The sequence below is a fragment of the Thermococcus sp. genome, from assembly GCF_027063845.1.
Lineage (GTDB): Archaea > Methanobacteriota_B > Thermococci > Thermococcales > Thermococcaceae > Thermococcus.
In genome coordinates, this window is sequence record NZ_JAMOQU010000109.1 from 18,523 (window position 1) to 36,653 (window position 18,131).

Sequence of the window (18,131 nt, forward strand, 5' to 3'; positions counted from 1 at the left end):
TCAGCACTCCCTCTTCCTCGGCTCCTCTCCAAAGACCGCCCTGTAGAGCTTCCTGAACTCCTCCCAAGAGCCCCTTGTTATTGGGTGCTTCGGAATGAAGGGTATCTCGTTCTCAGGTAGGGTGGACAGCTCGAAGGTTCCGATTCTCTTAGCTATGCTAACTATCTCCTCCTTGTCCATGCCTATCAACGGCCTGTAAATCGGCAAATCGCTCGCCTGGCTGACGATGTACATGTTTTCGAGCGTCTGCGAAGCCACCTGTCCGAGGGAGTCGCCCATCACGATGCCCTTCGCGCCGAAGTTCTTAGCTATCTTATCCGCGTGCCTCACCATCATGAACTTGCAGAACACGCAGGTGTACTTCTCCTTCCCGAGTTCCTTCAGCTTCTCAAGGATTCTCTCGCGCTCCTTCGGCTTCACAACTATAAGCTCGGCCTTTCCGCCGTAGTGGTACTTCTTCAGCTGGTTCCAGATTTTCCTGACCTTCTCAAGTGTCTTCTCGCCCATGTAGATGTGGACTGGAATCACTTCGACGCCTCGCTTCATCATTAGGAATGCAGCGACGGGTGAGTCTATGCCCCCGCTGAGGAGCGCAACAACCTTGCCCTGCGTGCCTATCGGCAGTCCTCCCCAGGCTTTAACCTTGTCAACGAAGACGTACGCTTTGCCCTCCATCAGCTCGACGCCTACCTCGATATCATAGTTGTGAAGGTCAACCTCGCTCTCCTCGTTCTCGAGGATGTATTCCCCCACCTTTGCCTGAATCTCGGGGCTCTTCAGGGGAAACTCCTTGGTGATTCTCCTTGCAGTGACGCGGAACTTCGGCTTTTCAAGGCCGAGCTCCCTCTTCTTTCTCCTGAAGAGTTTTAGCGCGGTTTTGTTGATTTTCTCAAGGTTCGCCTCGACCTCCATCGCGGGTGAGAGCGAGACTATGCCAAAAACCCTCGTCAGGACGTCAACGGCCTCTTTGGCTCTGTTCGTCCTCACGAGAATCCTCCCGTGCTTGGCCTCGACCTTCTTGAAGTCGATTCCCTCGCTGACCAAAGCTTCCCGTATGTTGTTCATGAGGATGTTCTCAAACCATCTCCTCGTCTGCCTTGACTTCGTTCCAATCTCACCGTAGCGGACTATGACGACGTTCATGGAATCACCTCGCCACCGGGAACTTGACAACAATCTCTATGTACTTCTGGATGACCGTGTAGAGCACGAGGGACATCAGGTAAGATGAGAGCAGGATAAGCTCGTTCATCTCAAAGATGTGCCTCGCCAGTTCCTTCGCCCTCGGGGTGGCGTCAACGATAGCGCGCATGTAGCGAACCTTCCAGCGCTGGTTTATGACGATGAAGCCGACGAGGAAGAGCACCCCAACTAATCCCCACATCTTGCCGAAGGCGAGCATGAGGAAGAGCGTTGACATCATCACGAGCCAGCCACCAATGACCCCAAGGAGGATTACGAACTCTATCATGGCTATCGTCCTTGCTTGGATAAAGGGGATAAAAAAGTTTAGATGAAACCAAAGGTTTAATAGAAGCGCCGAGAAACCCCTAAGGGTGAAAGCATGTACGGATGGAGAGGAAGGCTTGGTCTTATAGTTCCCTCCTCGAACACCACGATGGAGATGGAGCTTCACGATTACCTGCCTGAGGGAGTTTCGCTTCACACCGCCAGGGTTCCGCTCAGGAACGTCACCGAAGAGGAGCTCGTGAAGATGAACACTTTGGCAGTCGAGAGCGCCAGACTGCTCAGGGATGCGGGCGTTGAGCTGATACTCTACGGGTGCACGAGCGGTTCCTTCATCGGCGGAAAGGACTACGAGAAAAAGCTTGAGATGGAAATCGAGGACGAGGTGAACGTCCCGGTAATAAGCACGAGCACCGCGGTGATAGAAGCCCTAAAGATGCTCGACGCCAGGGAAATACTCGTGGTAACGCCCTACACCGACGAGATTAACCAGCGCGAGAAGGAGTTCCTTGAGGCCAACGAGTTCACGGTTCTCGACATCAGGGGTCTCGGCCTCGAGGACAACCAAGCAATCGGCAAGCTTGAGCCCTACACCGCTTACCGTCTCGCGAAGGCGAGCTTCACCGACGAGGCTGAGGCAATTTTCATAAGCTGTACCAACTGGAGGACCTTCGAAATCATCGAGACCCTCGAGAAAGACCTCGGCGTTCCAGTGGTTACCAGCAACCAGGCCTCGCTCTGGCTGGCTTTAAGGGAAATGGACGTTATGGAGCGGATTCCAAGCCTCGGAAGGCTCTTCACCGAGTACTGATGGAGAGGGGCCAGAGGTTCCCTCTTATTTTTACCGCCCTTTGCCCCCGAGCGCTTCCACGCGCCCCTCCCCCAGCAGGTGCCCTGTTCTTTCTGATGTTACAGTAAGCTGAGAACCTTTCTGCCTCAGAACCAGAACGCACTCTCCGAACTCCGAGAGTTCCCTGGCTATCTCCTCTTCGTCCAAGTCAATAATAAAACGAAAGAGGTACCTCACATTCACTCACCCTGGGCTGAGGCTCCGGCAACGACGACGGGCTCTTCTATGGGCTTGGCCTTGATGACTAACTTGCCCCCAACGTCCTTGACCTCCATCTCAATCTCTGAGAGCCCCTTCACAGCCCCACCTCCGAGGGCCTCCGCGAACTTCGCGAGGACCTCGTCACTTATCTCAGCCTCCATGTTGGCAACAATCTTTGCCATGGAACCACCTCCAGTGAGTTCTCAGGACTTCTATGGTGTTCATACTATTTAACTTTTTCGGAACTTTTAGTTTGTTCGGTTTAAACTGAACAAACAAAACAAACGAAAGGGTTAAAAACGATTGGATTGAACAGAGAACTATGAACGATGACGAAAGGTTCTACGTTGAGAAGATGCTCGAGAGCTTCGGCTACCCACCTGCATCGGCCAGGATATACGCCCACCTGCTCTTCGCCGGGAGGCCCATGACCATAACGGAGCTGGCGGGCGAAACCGGGCTCGGCAAGTCGACGGTTTCCACAGCGTTGAGGCTCCTGGAGCACGATGGCCTCGTGTACTATACTAAAATGGGCAAGAAAAAACTCTACAGGGCCAGAAGTGCCTTTCATAGGCTTCTCCTGTTTCCGAACAGAATCCTGAAAGAGTACGTTGTCCCCCTGAGAAAACTGTTGGAGGCGAATCCCGAGGGACGCGAGGAAATCCTGAGGGACATCGAGGAGTTCGAGAGGATGGCAAGAAAGATAATCGAGCTCCTTGAAAGTGCTGAAGATTAGCGAAATTCTTTTAACCCTTCCTTCTTTACTCACTGTGGGTGATACATAGTGTTGGAGCTCCTCGACGAGGCAAGGAAGCTATCGATTTTCACGGCCTACAACGCTAACGTTGACGCGATAGTCTACCTCAAGGGCGAGACCGTTCAGAGGCTCATAGACGAGTTCGGCGCCGAAGCCGTCAGGAGGAGAATGGAGGAGTTTCCAAGGCAGATTGAGGGGCCGATTGACTTCGTCGCGAGGCTCGTTCATGCCCTCAAGACGGGAAAGCCGATGGCGGTTCCCCTCGTCAACGAGGAGCTCCAGAGCTGGTTTGATAGCCACTTTAAGTACGACGTTGAGAGAATCGGAGGTCAGGCGGGAATAATAGCGAACCTCTTAGCCAACCTCGACTTCAGGAAGGTAATCGTTTACACGCCCCACCTCGCGAGAAGACAGGCGGAGATGTTCGTTAATAAGCCCAACTTATTCTATCCCGTAGTCGAGAACGGAAAGCTCGTTCTGAAGCACCCCCACGAGGCCTACCGCGAGAACGACCCGGTCAAGGTCAACAGGATTTTCGAGTTCCGGGCCGGAACGACCTTCAGGCTGGGCGACGAGACGATTACCGTCCCCTACTCGGGCCGCTTCATCGTTTCGGCCCGCTTCGAGAGGATAAGGGTTTACACGGAGGAGGCTCTCAAGCCATTCCTCCCCGAAATCGGCCTTCAGGTTGACGGCGCTATTCTTTCAGGCTACCAGGGGATAAGGCTCCGCTATTCCGACGGAAAGGACGCGAACTACTACCTCAGGGAGGCCAAGAAGGACATTCTCCTGCTCAAACGGGAGAAAGACGTCAAGGTTCACCTCGAGTTCGCCTCGATACAGAGCAGAGAACTCAGGAAGAAGGTCATCTACAACCTTTTCCCGCTCGTTGACAGCGTTGGCATGGACGAGTCGGAGATAGCCTACGTCCTGAGCGCCCTCGGCTACTCCAAGCTCGCCGACAGGATATTCACCTACAACCGCATTGAGGACACTGTCTTGGGCGGAAAAATCCTCATAGACGAGATGAACCTCGAAGTTTTGCAAATCCACACGATTTACTACCTCATGTACATCACTCACGCCGACAACCCGTTGAGTGAGGACGAGCTCAGGAGAAGCCTTGAGCTGGCGACGACTTTAGCAGCGGCGAGGGCCTCACTCGGCGACATCCGCTCGCCCGAGGACTTCAAGGTCGGTCTGAGCGTTCCCTACAACGAGCGTGGTGAGTACGTCAAGCTCCGCTTTGAAGAAGCTAAGAGAAGGCTCCGCACGAGGGAGTACAAGGTCGTGATAATCCCGACAAGGCTCGTTAAGAACCCGGTTTCGACGGTCGGCCTCGGCGACACAATCTCGACGGGGGCCTTCACGAGCTACCTCGCGTTGCTGAGGGCGAAGGGCGCGCTCTGATATTTTCCCGTTCTCTGAGAGGCCGGTAGGTTGGGTTTGATTGGTACGGTATGCTGTACCAGTCTTTAAAAAGGGACGGTACGGCACGATGTACCACTACTCAACCAGCCCCTCCATGAGCTTTGCCTTCTCCTGAGCTCTCTTGAGGTGTTCAACTGTGACCTTTGTGTAAATCTGGGTCGTGGAGAGGTTGGAGTGGCCGAGAAGCTCCTGAATGGCCCTTATGTCAACCCCGCGCTCGAGCATGTGCGTTGCGAAGCTGTGGCGAAGCCTGTGGGGCGTGACTTCAACGCCCACCTTCTTCCCGTACTTCTTCAGGAGATACCAGACGGTTTTCGTCGAGAGCCTGTCCTTGTTTCTCCTCCGCTCCTCGACGAGTAAATATTCGCTCGAATCGGAGCGCGTTTCGAGGTAGGAGCAGATTTCCTTCACCAGGAACTCCGGAATCGGCACGACCCTGTCCTTGGCCCCTTTTCCACCGCGAACCACTATTATACCCCTCTCCAAATCCACGTCGTCCTTCTTCAGGTTGCAGAGCTCGCTGACGCGAAGACCCGCCCCGTAGAGCAACAGAACTATCAGCCTGTCCCTCTTCCGCGTCGGGGGGATGACAGATAGCAGCCTCTTGACCTCTTCGCGCGTCAAAGCTTTCGGCAGGCTCCTCGGTACCTTCGGCGGCTTCAGCTTCTCCGCTTCCTCATCGTAGCCCTCGAAGCGGAAGTAAGCCCTCAAAGCCTGGACGACGAGGTTTAAACTTCTGTTGGAGTAGCCTTCCCTCCTCAGCCTCGCCAGGAAGCGGAGGGCGGAGCGCGCGTTCAAAGCTCCACCCCATTCGAGGTATCTCCTGACGTAGTAGGAGTACATCCTAACCGTGTTCGGGCTCTTGCCCTCGAGGTCGAGGTATGTCTCGAATTCTTCTATGACTTCGGTGTCCATCGCTCAGCCCTTAGAGCAGTTCGTCCGGCTTGAGTTCTGCTTCAATGATTTCGATTTCTTCTCCGGCTTTCTCCCCGGGTTCGGGCTTCTCCTCCTTCCGCTCAACGGTTTCCCTGCCCTCGGCTTTCTCCTCAAGGCCCTCCTTTATGGCGAGGCTGAGGTAAACGGTCTTCATGAGTTCCTCCACGAGCTCTTTTTCCTCCGCGAAGACGTAGCCCTGGCCGACCACGACCTTTCCTGCAAGGCCAAGCTTCTCAACCGCTATTGCAAAAATTCTCTCGTCCGGAACGGGTTCGGCCGGGAAGAGGTTCGTCCACGCTTCCTCAATCTTGACCGGCCTGCTCTTCTTGTCGAGGAGTTCCCTTAGGCCCTCGTTCTCGTTCCTCAGCCTGACGTACTCGGCGTGAAGCTCTTCATACTTCTTCTGGAGCTCTTCGTGCTCCTTGTAAAGGCTCTCGTACTCGTTCGCGAGCTGGTCGTACTTGCCCTTCACGTCGAGGAGCTGTTTTCTAAGCTCCATGTACTCAGGGAGAACCTGCAGGCTCTTCAGTCCTGCCCTGACGAGGGTGTTCTTGAGCTCCTTCCTGACGAGCTCGACGTCGACATGCTCAAGGTCGTGGCCGAGGGGGAGCTTCATCCTCTCGATGTGTCCGACCATCTCCCCGAGCTCGTTGAAGAGCCTCTCCGCGAGCTCCCTTCCCACGCGGTCGGCGTCGGTCGCTATGATGAGAAGGTCAGCTCCAGCGGCCGCACTCTTCGCTATCTCCACGTTGGTCGTCGGGATTATCGCGGAAATTGTGATGTTGTACTCGCTCCCCAACGCGAGTCCTTGGAGGGCCTTGCTGACGACCTCAACGTCGCTCGCCCCTTCAACGAGAATCCTAACGTCAACTATCGCCATGCTCACCACCGTCAATAATTCTCGCCCCGGTTTAAAACCGTTCTCATAGCTCGACCTTCAGCTCGGGCCTCTCGAGGATTACCCTTCCGTCGGGCAGGAGCGAAATCGAGAGTCCCTCGATTCTGACCCCTGCCCTCTTTGCCTCTCTCAAAAGCTTCGCGAGTTCCGGGTCGCCCTTCTCGTAGGGCCGGAACTTCTCAACCTTTGGCATCGCACCGATGAAGAAGATTATCGCGTCCTTTCCGGCTTTGACGAGCTCAATCAGCTCCCTAACGTGCCTCTGCCCGCGCAAAGTTGGGCAGTCTGGATACATCGCGTATTCACCTTTCTCCCCTCCCCTGAGAACGGCGCTCTTCATCTCGCCGTAGAGCTCTCCACTGGGACACTCGAAGAGGTAGTCGAGGCGGGAGTTACCGATGCGAACTTCCTTCCGCTTTATCGCGCAGTTCTTCAGCCAGGGGACTAAACCGAGCTCAACGGCCCTCTCGAATGCCCTCGCCTGAGTCCTCGTGTCCACTATCGCCCCTTTACCTCCTAAATCCTCGAAGGCAATCAGGACGAAGTCCGTCTTTCCCCCGCTCTTAGGCGTGCAGAAGGCCTTTCGTCCTGGAATCAAGAACTCCTCAAGGCGACCGGTGTTGGTTAGGAGTGCCCTCCTGATTTCGCCGTTCACCTCGACCAGAGCCACGAAGCGGTTTAATCTTTTGACGAACCTGCAGGGAACCACGTTGAGCTTCATTAACACGGGTTTCATGGGGTTAGCTTAACCGAAAGGCGTTTTTAACCTTAGGGGAAGTTCAATGGGTGGTCCAATGATTCCAGAGGAGTTCATACGCTACGCCTTCGATGAGAGAGTCGAAGGGGTTCGGAAACTCGCCGAGGGGAAGTTCGGGCCCGAGGCGCTGATTGGTTTCACCAGGCACAACCCCGCGATAATAACCTGCGGGAAAGCCGGACCAAACGGCTCGATAAAGGGGATTGGGTTCATACACAAGCGGGAGTACCTTGGGGAAACCATTGAGAAGCTCAGGGAGGAACTTCGGAGGCCCTACGACCCCAGGAGAGCCCTGAGGTTTCTTCTAAACGAAATCTACGTGAGGGAGAAGATTGACTTTGGCAAGCTGGTTTCCCTGGAGCTGGCGAAGAAGCACACGTGGAGCAATATTACCGGCGGGAGCAGGGAGGCGACGGTGCTCTTCTTCACCCCGCCGAGCACCTCCTACGAGGTTCGGTGCGAGGTGGAGGTACACGAGGGGGACGAGGTTTGGGAGTACACGAACGCGGTTCACGACGTTTTCCACAGGCCGAAAAAGCCCCGGGACTGGACTAAAACGCCCGCCTACCTCTTCAAAATCAAGGAAATCTACGACAACGGGGAGCGGGCAATGGGAATCAGGATATATCCTTAGCACCTAAACCCTTAAAAGCTCATTACGATGACTATCTAAACGGTGGTGCCGATGGTGGACTTCGAACTGCTCAAGAAAATCGTTGAAGCCCCCGGTGTTTCGGGCTTTGAGTTTCTCGGCGTCAGGGACGTTGTAATCGAGGCCTTCAAGCCCTACGTCGACGAGATTAGGGTTGACAAGCTCGGCAACGTCATAGCGCACAAGGAAGGAAAGGGCCCAAAGGTCATGCTCGCGGGGCACATGGACCAGATTGGACTCATGGTGACCCATATCGAGAAGAACGGCTTCCTCCGCGTTGCGCCCGTTGGAGGTGTTGACCCGAGAACTCTCATCGCCCAGAGGTTTAAAGTCTGGATAGGCCCGAACGAGTTCATCTACGGCGTCGGTGGAAGCGTTCCACCGCACATTCAGAAACCGGAGCAGAGGAACAAGGCCCCAACCTGGGACCAGATTTTCATAGACATAGGCGCCGAGAGCAAGGAAGAGGCCGAGGAGATGGGTGTAAAGATAGGCACCGTTATCACCTGGGACGGTCGCTTAGAGAGGCTCGGAAAGCACAGGCTCGTCAGCATCGCCCACGACGACAGGATAGCCGTTTACACCCTCGTTGAGGCGGCCAGGCAGTTAAACGAGACCGACGCAGACGTCTACTTCGTCGCGACCGTTCAGGAGGAGGTCGGCCTTAGGGGCGCGAGGGTTTCGGCGTTCGGCATTGACCCGGACTATGGCTTCGCCCTCGACGTCACCATAGCGGCCGACGTTCCGGGAACTCCGGAGCACAAGCAGATAACCCAGCTCGGAAAGGGCGTCGCGATTAAGATAATGGACCGCTCCGTCATCTGCCACCCGACGATTGTCAGGTGGATGGAGGAGCTGGCTAAGAAGCACGAGATACCCTACCAGTGGGACATCTTAACGGGCGGAGGAACCGATGCTGGAGCTATACACCTGACCAAGAGCGGCGTCCCAACGGGCGGAATAAGCATTCCAGCCAGGTACATCCACTCCAACACCGAGGTCGTTGACGAGCGCGACGTCGATGCCGCGGTCAAGCTGACGACCAAGGTCATCGAGGAGATTCCGAACCTGAAGCTCTGATTCTCCCTTAAATTTTATAAAAGCCCCCTTCAAATTTTCTCCAGCACTGCTCAAGGGTGTCCAGCGATGGAATCAAGGACGGCAGAGATGCCTTTCTCGGCGGATTGGGAGGCCGTTAAGTGGGTGACATCGAAGCCGAGGGAACTCTTCAGGTCCCTGCCCTTCGAGGCCGAGGTATCGGGGGAAGAGCCGTTCGACGTTCAGATACGAATCAGGAGGAGATTATTTAAGTTTGAATTCTCCGGCCGAATGAACGTGGCCTTTGCAGATTCAACGGCCACCTACGTGATGAAGGGCCCTAAGGGACTGCTGATTCTCTCCGCTTCCGTTGATGGGGATGTCCTCTTGTCGAGGGCTTCCGCCGACCTCGTCGAGCGCTTTCTCGGCCGGAAACTCGAGACCCTCGTCAACGGCTTCGCTCTGGCGGTCTGCCGTTTCTCGGAAAGCTACCGGAGAATAGTCGGAAAAATCCTTCCGACGGGGGAAGGGGAGTTCTACGTGCGGGAACTGGCCTCGGAGGACCTCCCGCACCTGATTCGATACCTCCGCTTCAGCATTGGGGACGGGACGTTCTCCCTCCGCGGAAAGGGTAACGGCGAGGAGTTCAGAATAATCGTTGAAAACGACGCGGTGAAAAGCATCGAGCACGAGAGCTCGGGTAGAAGCGCGATAGTCGAGGTGAACAAGCCCCTTCTTGGTGTCGGTGAAGATGACTTCTCAGGCCTTGAGCTCGGGGGAGAGTACTTCCTCAGTGTTCTCCGTCGGTGACCTCTTTTCAAGCTTCCACAGCTCGTAGACCAGAAAAGCCAGCCCCATTGCGATTCCTCCCAGGGCAAAGGGCCACTTCTCTGGCAGTGGGAGCCCCCTGTACCACTTGTGGAGCAGGTAGTTCTGGTAGAGGCACAGGTAGCCGAGCCACGCTATAATAACTGCCTCGATGCCGTATTCGACCAGTTTCTTCTCTCGCTCCTCCATCTTCACCACGGGAAAGGTTAAAAGCGACCCGTTAAAAACTCTTCCCATGCAACCAGACCTCCAGTACTTTCCCTACGACACCCTCAGGCCCAATCAGGCGGAGTTCATCGAGCTCGTGCGCGAAACTGCTGAGAGGGGAGAGAACGCCATAATCGAGGCACCTACCGGCTTCGGTAAGACCGTGAGCGTTCTGGCGGGAGTTCTTCCAGTTGCCGAGGAACTCGGCCTCAAGGTTCTATACTTAGCCCGAACGCACAGGCAGATGGACCGCGTTATAGAGGAGCTCAAGGCGATAAACCGGAAGGCAAGGGTTTCCGGGGTTGAGCTCAGGAGCAGGAAGGAGCTGTGCCTCCACAACTACCTCACCCAGTTCACGAGCGACGCCTACACCGCCATGGTCGTCTGCAAGAACTTGAAGAAGCTTGGAAAGTGCCCCTTCTACGAGAACGAGAAGAAGAAAAAGGCCGAGTTCAGCGAGCTGGTGAATTTTTTCCTCGAGAGCCCGTCCCACCCCTCCGAAATCCTGAGCTACGCGGAGACGCTCGAGCTCTGCCCCTACGACCTGACGAGGAAGATAGCCGAGAAGGCGGACGTCATCGTTGCCAGCTACCTCTACGCGATAAGCCCTAGCATAAGGGAGAGTCTGATAAGCTCGCTTGGCGTGGATTATTCGGACCTGATAATCGTCTTCGACGAGGCTCACAATTTGCCAGACCAGGCCATCTCGGCTTTGAGCGACAGGCTGAGCATACACACCCTCAACAGGGCCATCAAAGAGGCCGAGGAGTATAAGGAGAACGAGATAGCCAACTTCCTGAGCATACTCGGCAGGGGCCTTGAGTTACTCTTCCATGAGAAGCTCGCCGACAGGGAAATCCAGGAAACGCCGATTCAGCCCGAGCTGGTCTTCGTTCATCTGATGAGAACACTCGGGATAAGCGAGCGCTGGCTCGTCAAAACGCTGAACGAGATGGTCTCAATCGGCGAGGCAATTAGGGAAGACCGAATCGAGAAGGGCAAACCTCCGAGGAGCTACATCGGCCGCGTCGGCGAGTTTCTGCTCCTATGGTTCTCGCTCATCGGAAGGGAGGATTACCTCTTCCTGCTCAGCAGGGAGAAGGGTTTGAGCCTTGAGCTCGTGGCTTTGGACCCGTCGAAAGCTCTAACCTTCCTGCGTGACGTCCACAGCGCCTTCTTCATTTCCGGAACCCTTACGCCCCTCGAGGCCTTCAGGGACGTCATGGGCATCGAGAATGCCAGGCTGAAGAAGTTTCCGAGGATGGTGAAGCGTGAAAACGCGCAGGTTCTGGTCGCCAAAGACGTCTCGACGCGCGGTGAGGAGCGCTCGCTTCAGGTCTACAGGAAGATGGTGGACTACATCGTCGAGGCGGTCAGGCTAATCCCCAAGAACGTCGGTGTCTTTACGGCCTCATATGAGGTTCTCCAGGGCCTTCTCTCGGCCAACCTTGAGGTTAGACTTGAGGGAACCGGAAAGGCCGTCTTCATCGAGAGGCAGGGGGTAAGCTCGGCCGAGAACGACGCGATGGTTGCCTCGTTTAAAGCCCATGCGAAGGGCAACGGGGCGGTTCTGCTCGGTGTCATGGGTGGGAGGAACAGTGAGGGACAGGATTACAGCGGAGATGAGATGAACGGGGTCATACTGGTCGGGATTCCATACGCTAGGCCAACTCCGCGCGTTCAGGCCCAGATAAGGTACTTCGAGCGGAAGTTTCCTGGGAAGGGCCGTTACTACGGCTACTACCTCCCCGCTCACAGGAAGTTGGTTCAGGCGGCAGGAAGGGTTCACCGCTCGGCGGAGGAGAAGGGTTCGATAATAATCCTCGACTACCGCGTTCTCTGGAGGAACGTCAGGAAGGACTTTCCGGACTGGATGGTGGAAACCATGAGGCCCGTTGACCTGGCGAGGATGAGGCTTTATCTGAAACGCTTCTGGCTCAGCGGACTGTGAACTCCTTTTCAACTCTAACCTTGGCCCCGTTCACGTAGGCCACCTTGACGACCTTGTATCTCCCTGGCGTGAGCTCCACCGGTAACTTTTGCTCTATCGTTTCACCGGGGATTAGGACGATTTTGCGGTTTAGAAACACTATCCCTGGGTCAAGCCTCTGCCAGAAACCGACGTACTCGTAGAGCTCAATCTCGTTGTCCGTCTCGACCTTGAAGGTGTTTGGGTTCGTTATCCAGACGACGAGTTCTCCCTTCCGGGGCTTGACGTCGATGTCGAGCTCGACCTCCGGTGGTGCGCCGACGTTTATGACACCGACTTTGTCATCGGAGGGTACTTTAACAATCTTCATCAGGGCTTATATTGACATCTTTTTAGATAAACTTTCCGGAAGAATCTTTGCACGGCCTTTAAGGAAGGCCTGTGAAAAGCCCTCTTCTCGTCAGGAAGCAGAAAAACAATCGTGCACTACCAAAGGACACGCCGGTGGGGGGTTTAACGCTACAACAAAACTCCATGAGATAGTTTCAACTTCTTATCAGCGCCCGAAGGGCGCCTTTGAAGAGGGAAACCCTTCACAGAGGGAGCAAATCCAATAGAAACCCCCTCTAAAACTTGCACTTCCAAAAAAAAGCACTTAATCTTCCGCCAGCGCTGAAGCTTTTGGGAAAAGCTTCACCAAAGAAACTTTGCTCGGCAAAGTTTCATCAAAGTTAGTGATTCCTCTAACAAGGGTTCTTCAAGAGCGTTTGCGCTTTTAACGGCTTTTTGGAATGTGAATTCCTAAATTTTGGAAGCTTTCTCACGCGGGTTTACATTTTCCCGCGCTCCGAAGGAGCGCCTCCTAGAGAAACCCTTCCCGAATAGCCCCCTATTGGAGATAATTCCTTGAGAGCTCTGCAATTTGAGAGTGCAAACTCCTTAGAGTTGCGTTTTTAGAAAAGAATCACGAACCTTGGTCAAACTTCGCGGAAGCTTTTGGAAAAAGCTTCACCAAAAGCTCGTAGCTCCTCGTCAAAGGCTCAAAGTGGGGTAGATTTTTCCTGTAAAATCGCGCTTTCCAAAAGAGAACCAACCAAAACAGCCCTCTTAAAATGGGTTTACTCTCTTCTTGACGCCCTTCGGGCGTCGATTTAAAGGTAAACCCACGCTTAAGGAGCAACTGGGAAAGTTCTCACACTCAAAACAATCAATTAGGGGGGAAATCACTCGAATCGAAATATCGCTTTTTCCAAAAGGAGCTACAAACTTTGATGAAACTTTGCGAAGGCAAAGTTTCTATGGTGCCGGGGCGGGGCTTTGAACCCCGGACCTCTCGGTTTCTCAGGCTCCCCCGAGGGGGAGTGGCCCTATGAGCCGAGCGCTCTGACCAGGCTAAGCTACCCCGGCACTGCCCGAGCGCTCGACCTATACCTTCCGGCGGGCGTTTTTAAATCTTTCGCTAATGCCAATACGCGTAGGCCCACGTAAGCTTCCTCTTTATGGCCTTTCCGTAGTAGTAGCCTATGAGGATTCCGGCGAGAAGTCCACCGAGGTGGGCGTAGGCGTTAACCCCCGGCAGGAAGCTGTTGATTAGGAACAGCACGAAGGCGTTCACGAGGGCCCCCTGCATGTTTCCTCCAACGACGCCGGTGATTGTTATCAGCGCCCCTGCTATACCGAAGAGCGCCCCGCTCGCACCCGCGCTGACGACGTGTGGGGGCATAAGGAACAGCGTCAGGAGGTTTCCTGCTAAGCCAGAGACTATGTAAATCATGGCGACCCGCTTGGGCCCGAGTATTCTCTCAAGCTGGCTCCCCATGACGAGGAGGAAGTATGTGTTGAAGAAGATGTGAATTATGTTCACGTGGACGAACATCGCCGTGAATGGCTGCCACCAGGCCCCAAGGTGCAGAACCGCGTAGTTCCACTGGCCAAGAGTCCCAAGAACCCTATCGCTAATCCAGAATGGATTCCTGCTGAGGATTGCCTCGATGATGTAAACTGCAACGTTTATCAGGAAGAGCGTGAAGGTTGCCTTTCCGTAGCGGTGGAAGTAGCGCTCAAGGCTCATTCTCCAGCTCCTCCAGGATTATTTTGAGGATTCTCTCGTTCGCGACGGCGATAACGTTGGTCTTCACCTCGGCGCTGAGCTCAAGTTCGAGGGGCTTCCCGTTCTCGTCCGTTACAATTCCCCCGGCTTCCCTCACGAGCATAACTCCCGCCGCTATATCCGTGGGCCTCACGTAGTTTCTTATGTCAAAGACACCATCGAGCGAGCCCCTGGCGGTGTAGGCCATCTCCACCGCTATCGCCCCGAGAACGCGGACTCGCTTAACTTTTCTCACAAGGCCGAGGCATCTTCCGCGCGTGTAGAAGCTTATCGCTTCTTTTCCAGGCTCGGGCTCGTTGACGTGAATCGGCCTTCCGTTGAGGTAAGCCCCCTCACCAGGAATCGCCTCGTAGAAGGCCTTCGGGAAGAACTCGTAGATTGCCCCGTAAACGGGTTTCCTCTCCTTGAAGACGGCGAAGCTGAAGGCGAATATCGGGATTCCCATCGAGAAGTTGTAGGAGCCGTCGAGGGGGTCAACGACAACTGTATAGTCGCTCCCGACGTCTATCTCCCCGACTTCCTCGCTCACTATGTTGACGCCGAGCGGTTTGAGGTGCCTTAAAATCAGGTCCTCCGCGACCTTGTCAACGTACTTTGTCACGTCACCGCTCACGTTCGTTCCGACGTTTTCACCGGCCTTCTTGGTTCCGAAGAGGGGCATTATTGTTTTCTCCAAATCCTTTGCCATGCTGAGGGCAATCTCGTTCCAGGCAAACTCCATACGAATCACCTCAATAACGTTATGAGCAGGTTCCTCGTTCCCGGGCCGAATCCGAGGATGAAGACCGTCAGCTTCACGAAGTTTATAAGCTCGGGGTCCTCATCGGTCATCAGCTTGTCGAGAACGTAAACCACAAGCGTGATTATAACGAGCTTCTCAAGGTACATGACGGCGGGCGTTCCAAGCAGGTTCATCAGAGTCCTCGCGAGAACGTGCTGTTCCCAGAAGCCGAAGAACTGTATGCCAACAAAAGTCGTCGTCGCGTCGTAGAAGTGGGTGTAGAAGAGTATCCTGTTGTTCCTCACGAGCTCGAACTTCCTTGAGAGGAGCCAGATGAAGGATTCCGCAACGAGAAGGCTTGGGAGGAAGTACTTGAAGTAGTCCCACCTGACGGACACCCTGTCCCAGTTAATCACCATTATGAATACCAAGCCTCCAACAAGAATCCACCCGAAATCGCGGTATATTGGATACAGCTTTTCCTCGGGCCCGAGATGCCTCCAGACGGCGAAGAGGGACGCTATCGCGAAGCCCGCTATGACGAAGTACGCGCCAGGGCTGACCGTTAAATACGTCCTCGGGAGAAGGCCTATGTCGGTTATGCTCCTCATCAGCGGGCCGAGGATTATGTAGGGCATAAGAGCCACGAAGAAGCGCTCGTCCACCTTTATCCTCATCCTCTTGAGCATCTTATACAGGAGCAGAACGGCGACGCCGAGGATTAGAGCGTAAACGAGGGTGTTCACGACGTTGTAACCCCGATTGTACTTTATGGGTTCAACGAAATAGCGGTAAAAAAACTCTCCAAAGCTCATTCGACCACCATAGACAGTCCTTCTGATAGCCTTAAAGCTTTTCCGTGAGGAAGCACCAGAGCGGAACGAAGCGGATTCCATCTTTCTCGTCTCTGTAGTCCCACGTTATCACAGTCAGGTTCTCCACACCCAGTTTTCTGCCGGCGGACTTCAAGGCCTCGACTTCCCTCGGCCTTACGTCTCCAGAGTCCAGCGCGTATGTGACTTGAATCAGCTCAACGGGCTGGCCTCTCTTAGTTATCATGAAGTCAACCTCCTTGTGGTTCTTGTAGTGGTAAACCTCCGCTTCCCGTCTCTTCAGTTCGAGGAACACCGCGAGTTCCATGAGCCTGCCAGTGTCCGGTGTGAACGAGAAGAGCCGTGAAAAGCCTGCATCAACCGGGTAAACCTTTGGAATTGAAAGCTCCGAGGTTTTTAGGGAGTAGCTGAACTTCTTCACCAAAAAGACGCTCATGGAATCCTCAAGGTAACTGAGGTACTCGTAGAGAACTCCCTTGCTGACCTTTATCCCCTGGGACTTGAGGGCGTTGTAGAAGGCATGAACGCTGAACTCCTTGGCGAAGGAGCGCATCAGCGAGCGGAGGAGGAGCTTCATCACGTGGAGGTTTCTAACGCCGTAGCGCTCCACGACGTCCTTGTAGAGAACCATGTCAAGGTACTCTTCGAGGAGCTTCTCCCTAATCGTCTCGTTATCCTCAAGGACAACCCTTGGAAAGCCTCCCCACTCGAGGTACTCCCTGAGGAGGGCCTTAAGCTCGGCCTCCCGCTTTGAGCTCAGAGGTCGTCTCATGTGGTATCCCCTCGCCCTCAGGAACTCCCGAAACGAGAAGGGGAGCATAGTGTAGGTCAGCGTTCTTCCCCTCAGCCTTGAGGCTATCTCCATGGAGAGGAGCTTTGAGGAGGAGCCGGTTACGAAAACTGAATACCCCTCGTCGTGAAGGTATCTGACCATTCGTTCCCAGTCCTTGACAGCTTGAACCTCGTCGAGAAAGATGTAAACCGGCTCGCCAAAGGCCTCGCGATGGAGTTTAAGGACGTCCACGATGTCCCTCGCACAGAACCCCTCGAAGATGGGATGCTCGAAGTCTATGTAGAGAACGTCCTCGCGCGGGAGTTCTTTAATGAGCTGGTAGAAGTAGAAGGTCTTCCCGCTCCGCCGCGGCCCGATTAGGGTTATGATTTGCCCGCTCTTTAGGGAAACTCTCAATTCACGCTCAACGGTTTCTGGGAGCTTCTTCTCTTGGAAGTCCGCCAGGTACTGGAGGGTTAAATCTTTGTCAATCATGGTCTTTTATGAGAGGGAATATTATTTAAATATTTCCCTATTTAAAAGACCAAAATTGAACCCCTTGAGTTAAGCCATGCTGGCTCTCCAAAGGACCCAGGAAGTCTCCGGACTTTTTAAGGTCGCCATAGACGGTCCTTCCGATAGCCTTAAAGCTTTTCCTTCCGAGAGGTTAGGGGTGGGAGAATGAAAGGATTGCACCTGATGCAGCTTCCCCGCGAGGTTCTGCTGGGCGAGGACCTTAAAGGGGAAGTTGTGAACGTTGCGAGACGGCTGGGCCTCGGCGAGAAGGCCCTTATACTCTACGGGCCGAGAACGAGGGAGATAGCGGGTAAGGATGTCGAGGAGAGTCTTAAATCCGAGTACGAAGTCGTTTCGCTCACCGTCAGAAAGGGCGCGACGATGGAGGAAGTTGAGAGGACGATAGACCTGATAAAGGACGAGAGCGCCGACTGGGTCATAGCGGTTGGAGGGGGGAGTATAATAGACGTCGCCAAGCTTGCCTCATTCAAAACGGGCGTTCCCTTCATCAGCTTCCCAACTACGGCCTCCCACGATGGCATAGCGAGCGCCAACGCCTCGATAAGGGATTTGGGCGCTAAAACATCCGTCAAGGCCGTTCCCCCCATCGCGGTGGTGGCGGACGTCAAGGTCATCAAAACCGCTCCCTACCGCTACCTCGCGGCTGGAGTTGGCGATACGATAAGCAACCTGACTGCCGTTAGGGACTGGCAGCTGGCCCACAGGATAAAAGGGGAATACTACAGCGAGTACGCGGCCTCACTGAGCCTCATGAGTGCCAAGATGGTCATGAAAAACGCCGACATAATCAGACTCGGCAACGAGGAGAGCGTTAGAAAGGTCATAAAGGCCCTAATCTCCACGGGCGTTGCCATGAGCATAGCGGGCTCTTCAAGACCCGCGAGCGGGGCGGAGCACCTTTTCAGCCACGCCCTCGACATGCTGCTCGACAGGCCAGCCCTCCACGGCGAGCAGACCGGACTGGGTACCATCATAATGGCATACCTCCACGGCATGAAGTGGGAGCGCGTTAGGGAAACCTTAAAGAGGGTTGGCGCCCCAACTACTGCATATGAGCTTGGGATTGACCCAGAGATTGTTATCGAGGCCCTCACGATTGCCCACACGATAAGGCCCGAGCGCTATACAATCCTTGGGAAGGACGGCCTCACCCGCGAGGCGGCCGAGAAAGCCGCTAAAATCACGGGGGTTATCTGATTATCATCC

The 18,131-nt window shown here is 54.6% G+C and carries 21 protein-coding genes and 1 tRNA gene; 8 read left to right on the forward strand and 14 right to left on the reverse strand.

All coding sequences use genetic code 11. From position 1 onward, the window contains the following. Entirely contained in the window at positions 1-1,143 is a 1,143-nt protein-coding gene (thiI, locus tag MVO87_RS08845) for a tRNA uracil 4-sulfurtransferase ThiI (protein ID WP_297516081.1), read from the reverse strand. A 4-nt stretch (positions 1,144-1,147) separates the two neighbouring features. Further along, positions 1,148-1,471 (reverse strand): hypothetical protein, encoded by a 324-nt coding sequence (locus MVO87_RS08850; protein WP_297516086.1) that lies wholly within the window; start codon positions 1,469-1,471, stop codon positions 1,148-1,150. Between the two features lie 93 nt (positions 1,472-1,564). Here MVO87_RS08850 and MVO87_RS08855 point away from each other — a divergent pair, with 93 nt between their 5' ends. Beyond that, positions 1,565-2,278 (forward strand): maleate cis-trans isomerase family protein, encoded by a 714-nt coding sequence (locus tag MVO87_RS08855; RefSeq protein WP_042690711.1) that lies wholly within the window; start codon positions 1,565-1,567, stop codon positions 2,276-2,278. A 30-nt stretch (positions 2,279-2,308) separates the two neighbouring features. On the opposite strand, the gene MVO87_RS08860 is transcribed toward MVO87_RS08855, so the two are convergent. Both MVO87_RS08860 and MVO87_RS08865 read right to left on the reverse strand, forming a co-directional pair. Further along, entirely contained in the window at positions 2,309-2,494 is a 186-nt protein-coding gene (locus MVO87_RS08860) for a hypothetical protein (RefSeq protein WP_297516091.1), read from the reverse strand. A gap of 2 nt (positions 2,495-2,496) precedes the next feature. Next, positions 2,497-2,700, reverse strand: coding sequence for a hypothetical protein (locus MVO87_RS08865; RefSeq protein ID WP_297516094.1), 204 nt, complete (start codon positions 2,698-2,700; stop codon positions 2,497-2,499). 140 nt (positions 2,701-2,840) lie between these two features. On the opposite strand from MVO87_RS08865, the gene MVO87_RS08870 reads away from it, so the two are divergent. Together MVO87_RS08870 and pfkC are read left to right on the forward strand one after the other, a co-directional pair. Beyond that, the gene (locus tag MVO87_RS08870; RefSeq protein ID WP_297516096.1) at positions 2,841-3,254 is read left to right on the forward strand and encodes a GbsR/MarR family transcriptional regulator; all 414 of its coding nucleotides are present in this window, start codon (positions 2,841-2,843) and stop codon (positions 3,252-3,254) included. Positions 3,255-3,299: 45 nt separating this feature from the next. Further along, complete coding sequence (gene pfkC / locus MVO87_RS08875; RefSeq protein ID WP_524540278.1) at positions 3,300-4,685, forward strand: ADP-specific phosphofructokinase; 1,386 nt, start codon at positions 3,300-3,302, stop codon at positions 4,683-4,685. Positions 4,686-4,781: 96 nt separating this feature from the next. Here pfkC and xerA read toward each other — a convergent pair whose 3' ends face one another. The 3 genes from xerA to sfsA are packed head-to-tail and all read right to left on the reverse strand — an operon-like array spanning position 4,782 to position 7,276. After that, on the reverse strand, positions 4,782-5,621 hold the full coding sequence (xerA, locus tag MVO87_RS08880; protein WP_297516102.1) for a site-specific tyrosine recombinase/integron integrase: 840 nt from the start codon (positions 5,619-5,621) through the stop codon (positions 4,782-4,784). Between the two features lie 10 nt (positions 5,622-5,631). Then, a complete protein-coding gene (locus MVO87_RS08885) occupies positions 5,632-6,522 on the reverse strand; it encodes a toprim domain-containing protein (protein WP_297516128.1) in 891 nt (296 codons plus the stop codon). 43 nt (positions 6,523-6,565) lie between these two features. After that, entirely contained in the window at positions 6,566-7,276 is a 711-nt protein-coding gene (gene sfsA, locus MVO87_RS08890) for a DNA/RNA nuclease SfsA (RefSeq protein ID WP_297516105.1), read from the reverse strand. Between the two features lie 46 nt (positions 7,277-7,322). On the opposite strand from sfsA, the gene MVO87_RS08895 reads away from it, so the two are divergent. The 3 genes from MVO87_RS08895 to MVO87_RS08905 all read left to right on the forward strand — a co-directional run bounded on the left by MVO87_RS08895 (position 7,323) and on the right by MVO87_RS08905 (position 9,797). Next, positions 7,323-7,931 carry a hypothetical protein gene (locus MVO87_RS08895; RefSeq protein ID WP_297516109.1) on the forward strand — a complete coding sequence of 203 codons (609 nt, stop codon included), beginning with the start codon at positions 7,323-7,325 and terminating at the stop codon, positions 7,929-7,931. Between the two features lie 51 nt (positions 7,932-7,982). Continuing rightward, a complete protein-coding gene (locus MVO87_RS08900) occupies positions 7,983-9,029 on the forward strand; it encodes a M42 family metallopeptidase (protein ID WP_297516130.1) in 1,047 nt (348 codons plus the stop codon). A 66-nt stretch (positions 9,030-9,095) separates the two neighbouring features. Further along, a complete protein-coding gene (locus tag MVO87_RS08905; RefSeq protein WP_297516112.1) occupies positions 9,096-9,797 on the forward strand; it encodes a hypothetical protein in 702 nt (233 codons plus the stop codon). Here the strand turns inward: MVO87_RS08905 and MVO87_RS08910 are convergent. Next, the gene (locus tag MVO87_RS08910; protein ID WP_297516134.1) at positions 9,747-10,004 is read right to left on the reverse strand and encodes a hypothetical protein; all 258 of its coding nucleotides are present in this window, start codon (positions 10,002-10,004) and stop codon (positions 9,747-9,749) included. The genes MVO87_RS08905 and MVO87_RS08910 overlap by 51 nt on opposite strands. A 46-nt stretch (positions 10,005-10,050) precedes the next feature. Between MVO87_RS08910 and MVO87_RS08915 the strand changes: the two genes are divergently transcribed. Continuing rightward, positions 10,051-11,973, forward strand: a complete 1,923-nt coding sequence (locus tag MVO87_RS08915; RefSeq protein ID WP_297552921.1) for an RAD3/XPD family DNA repair helicase — start codon at positions 10,051-10,053, stop codon at positions 11,971-11,973. Here the strand turns inward: MVO87_RS08915 and MVO87_RS08920 are convergent. The 6 genes from MVO87_RS08920 to MVO87_RS08945 all read right to left on the reverse strand — a co-directional run bounded on the left by MVO87_RS08920 (position 11,960) and on the right by MVO87_RS08945 (position 16,883). Next, positions 11,960-12,322 (reverse strand): hypothetical protein, encoded by a 363-nt coding sequence (locus MVO87_RS08920; RefSeq protein WP_297552923.1) that lies wholly within the window; start codon positions 12,320-12,322, stop codon positions 11,960-11,962. The two genes, MVO87_RS08915 and MVO87_RS08920, sit on opposite strands and share 14 nt — an antisense overlap. A 929-nt stretch (positions 12,323-13,251) precedes the next feature. Continuing rightward, a tRNA-Met gene (locus MVO87_RS08925) sits at positions 13,252-13,359 on the reverse strand. Positions 13,360-13,411: 52 nt separating this feature from the next. Next, positions 13,412-14,023: a rhomboid family intramembrane serine protease gene (locus MVO87_RS08930; RefSeq protein WP_297552925.1), complete on the reverse strand. Its 612-nt coding sequence runs from the start codon at positions 14,021-14,023 to the stop codon at positions 13,412-13,414. Further along, positions 14,013-14,783, reverse strand: a complete 771-nt coding sequence (locus MVO87_RS08935) for a bifunctional fructose-bisphosphatase/inositol-phosphate phosphatase (protein WP_297552927.1) — start codon at positions 14,781-14,783, stop codon at positions 14,013-14,015. Before MVO87_RS08935 ends, MVO87_RS08930 begins: the two co-directional genes overlap by 11 nt. A gap of 5 nt (positions 14,784-14,788) precedes the next feature. After that, on the reverse strand, positions 14,789-15,598 hold the full coding sequence (locus MVO87_RS08940) for a DUF63 family protein (RefSeq protein WP_297552928.1): 810 nt from the start codon (positions 15,596-15,598) through the stop codon (positions 14,789-14,791). A 31-nt stretch (positions 15,599-15,629) separates the two neighbouring features. Beyond that, positions 15,630-16,883 carry an ATP-binding protein gene (locus MVO87_RS08945; RefSeq protein ID WP_297514805.1) on the reverse strand — a complete coding sequence of 418 codons (1,254 nt, stop codon included), beginning with the start codon at positions 16,881-16,883 and terminating at the stop codon, positions 15,630-15,632. Between the two features lie 195 nt (positions 16,884-17,078). On the opposite strand from MVO87_RS08945, the gene MVO87_RS08950 reads away from it, so the two are divergent. Continuing rightward, positions 17,079-18,122, forward strand: coding sequence for an NAD(P)-dependent glycerol-1-phosphate dehydrogenase (locus MVO87_RS08950; protein ID WP_297514810.1), 1,044 nt, complete (start codon positions 17,079-17,081; stop codon positions 18,120-18,122). Positions 18,123-18,131: the final 9 nt, after the last annotated feature.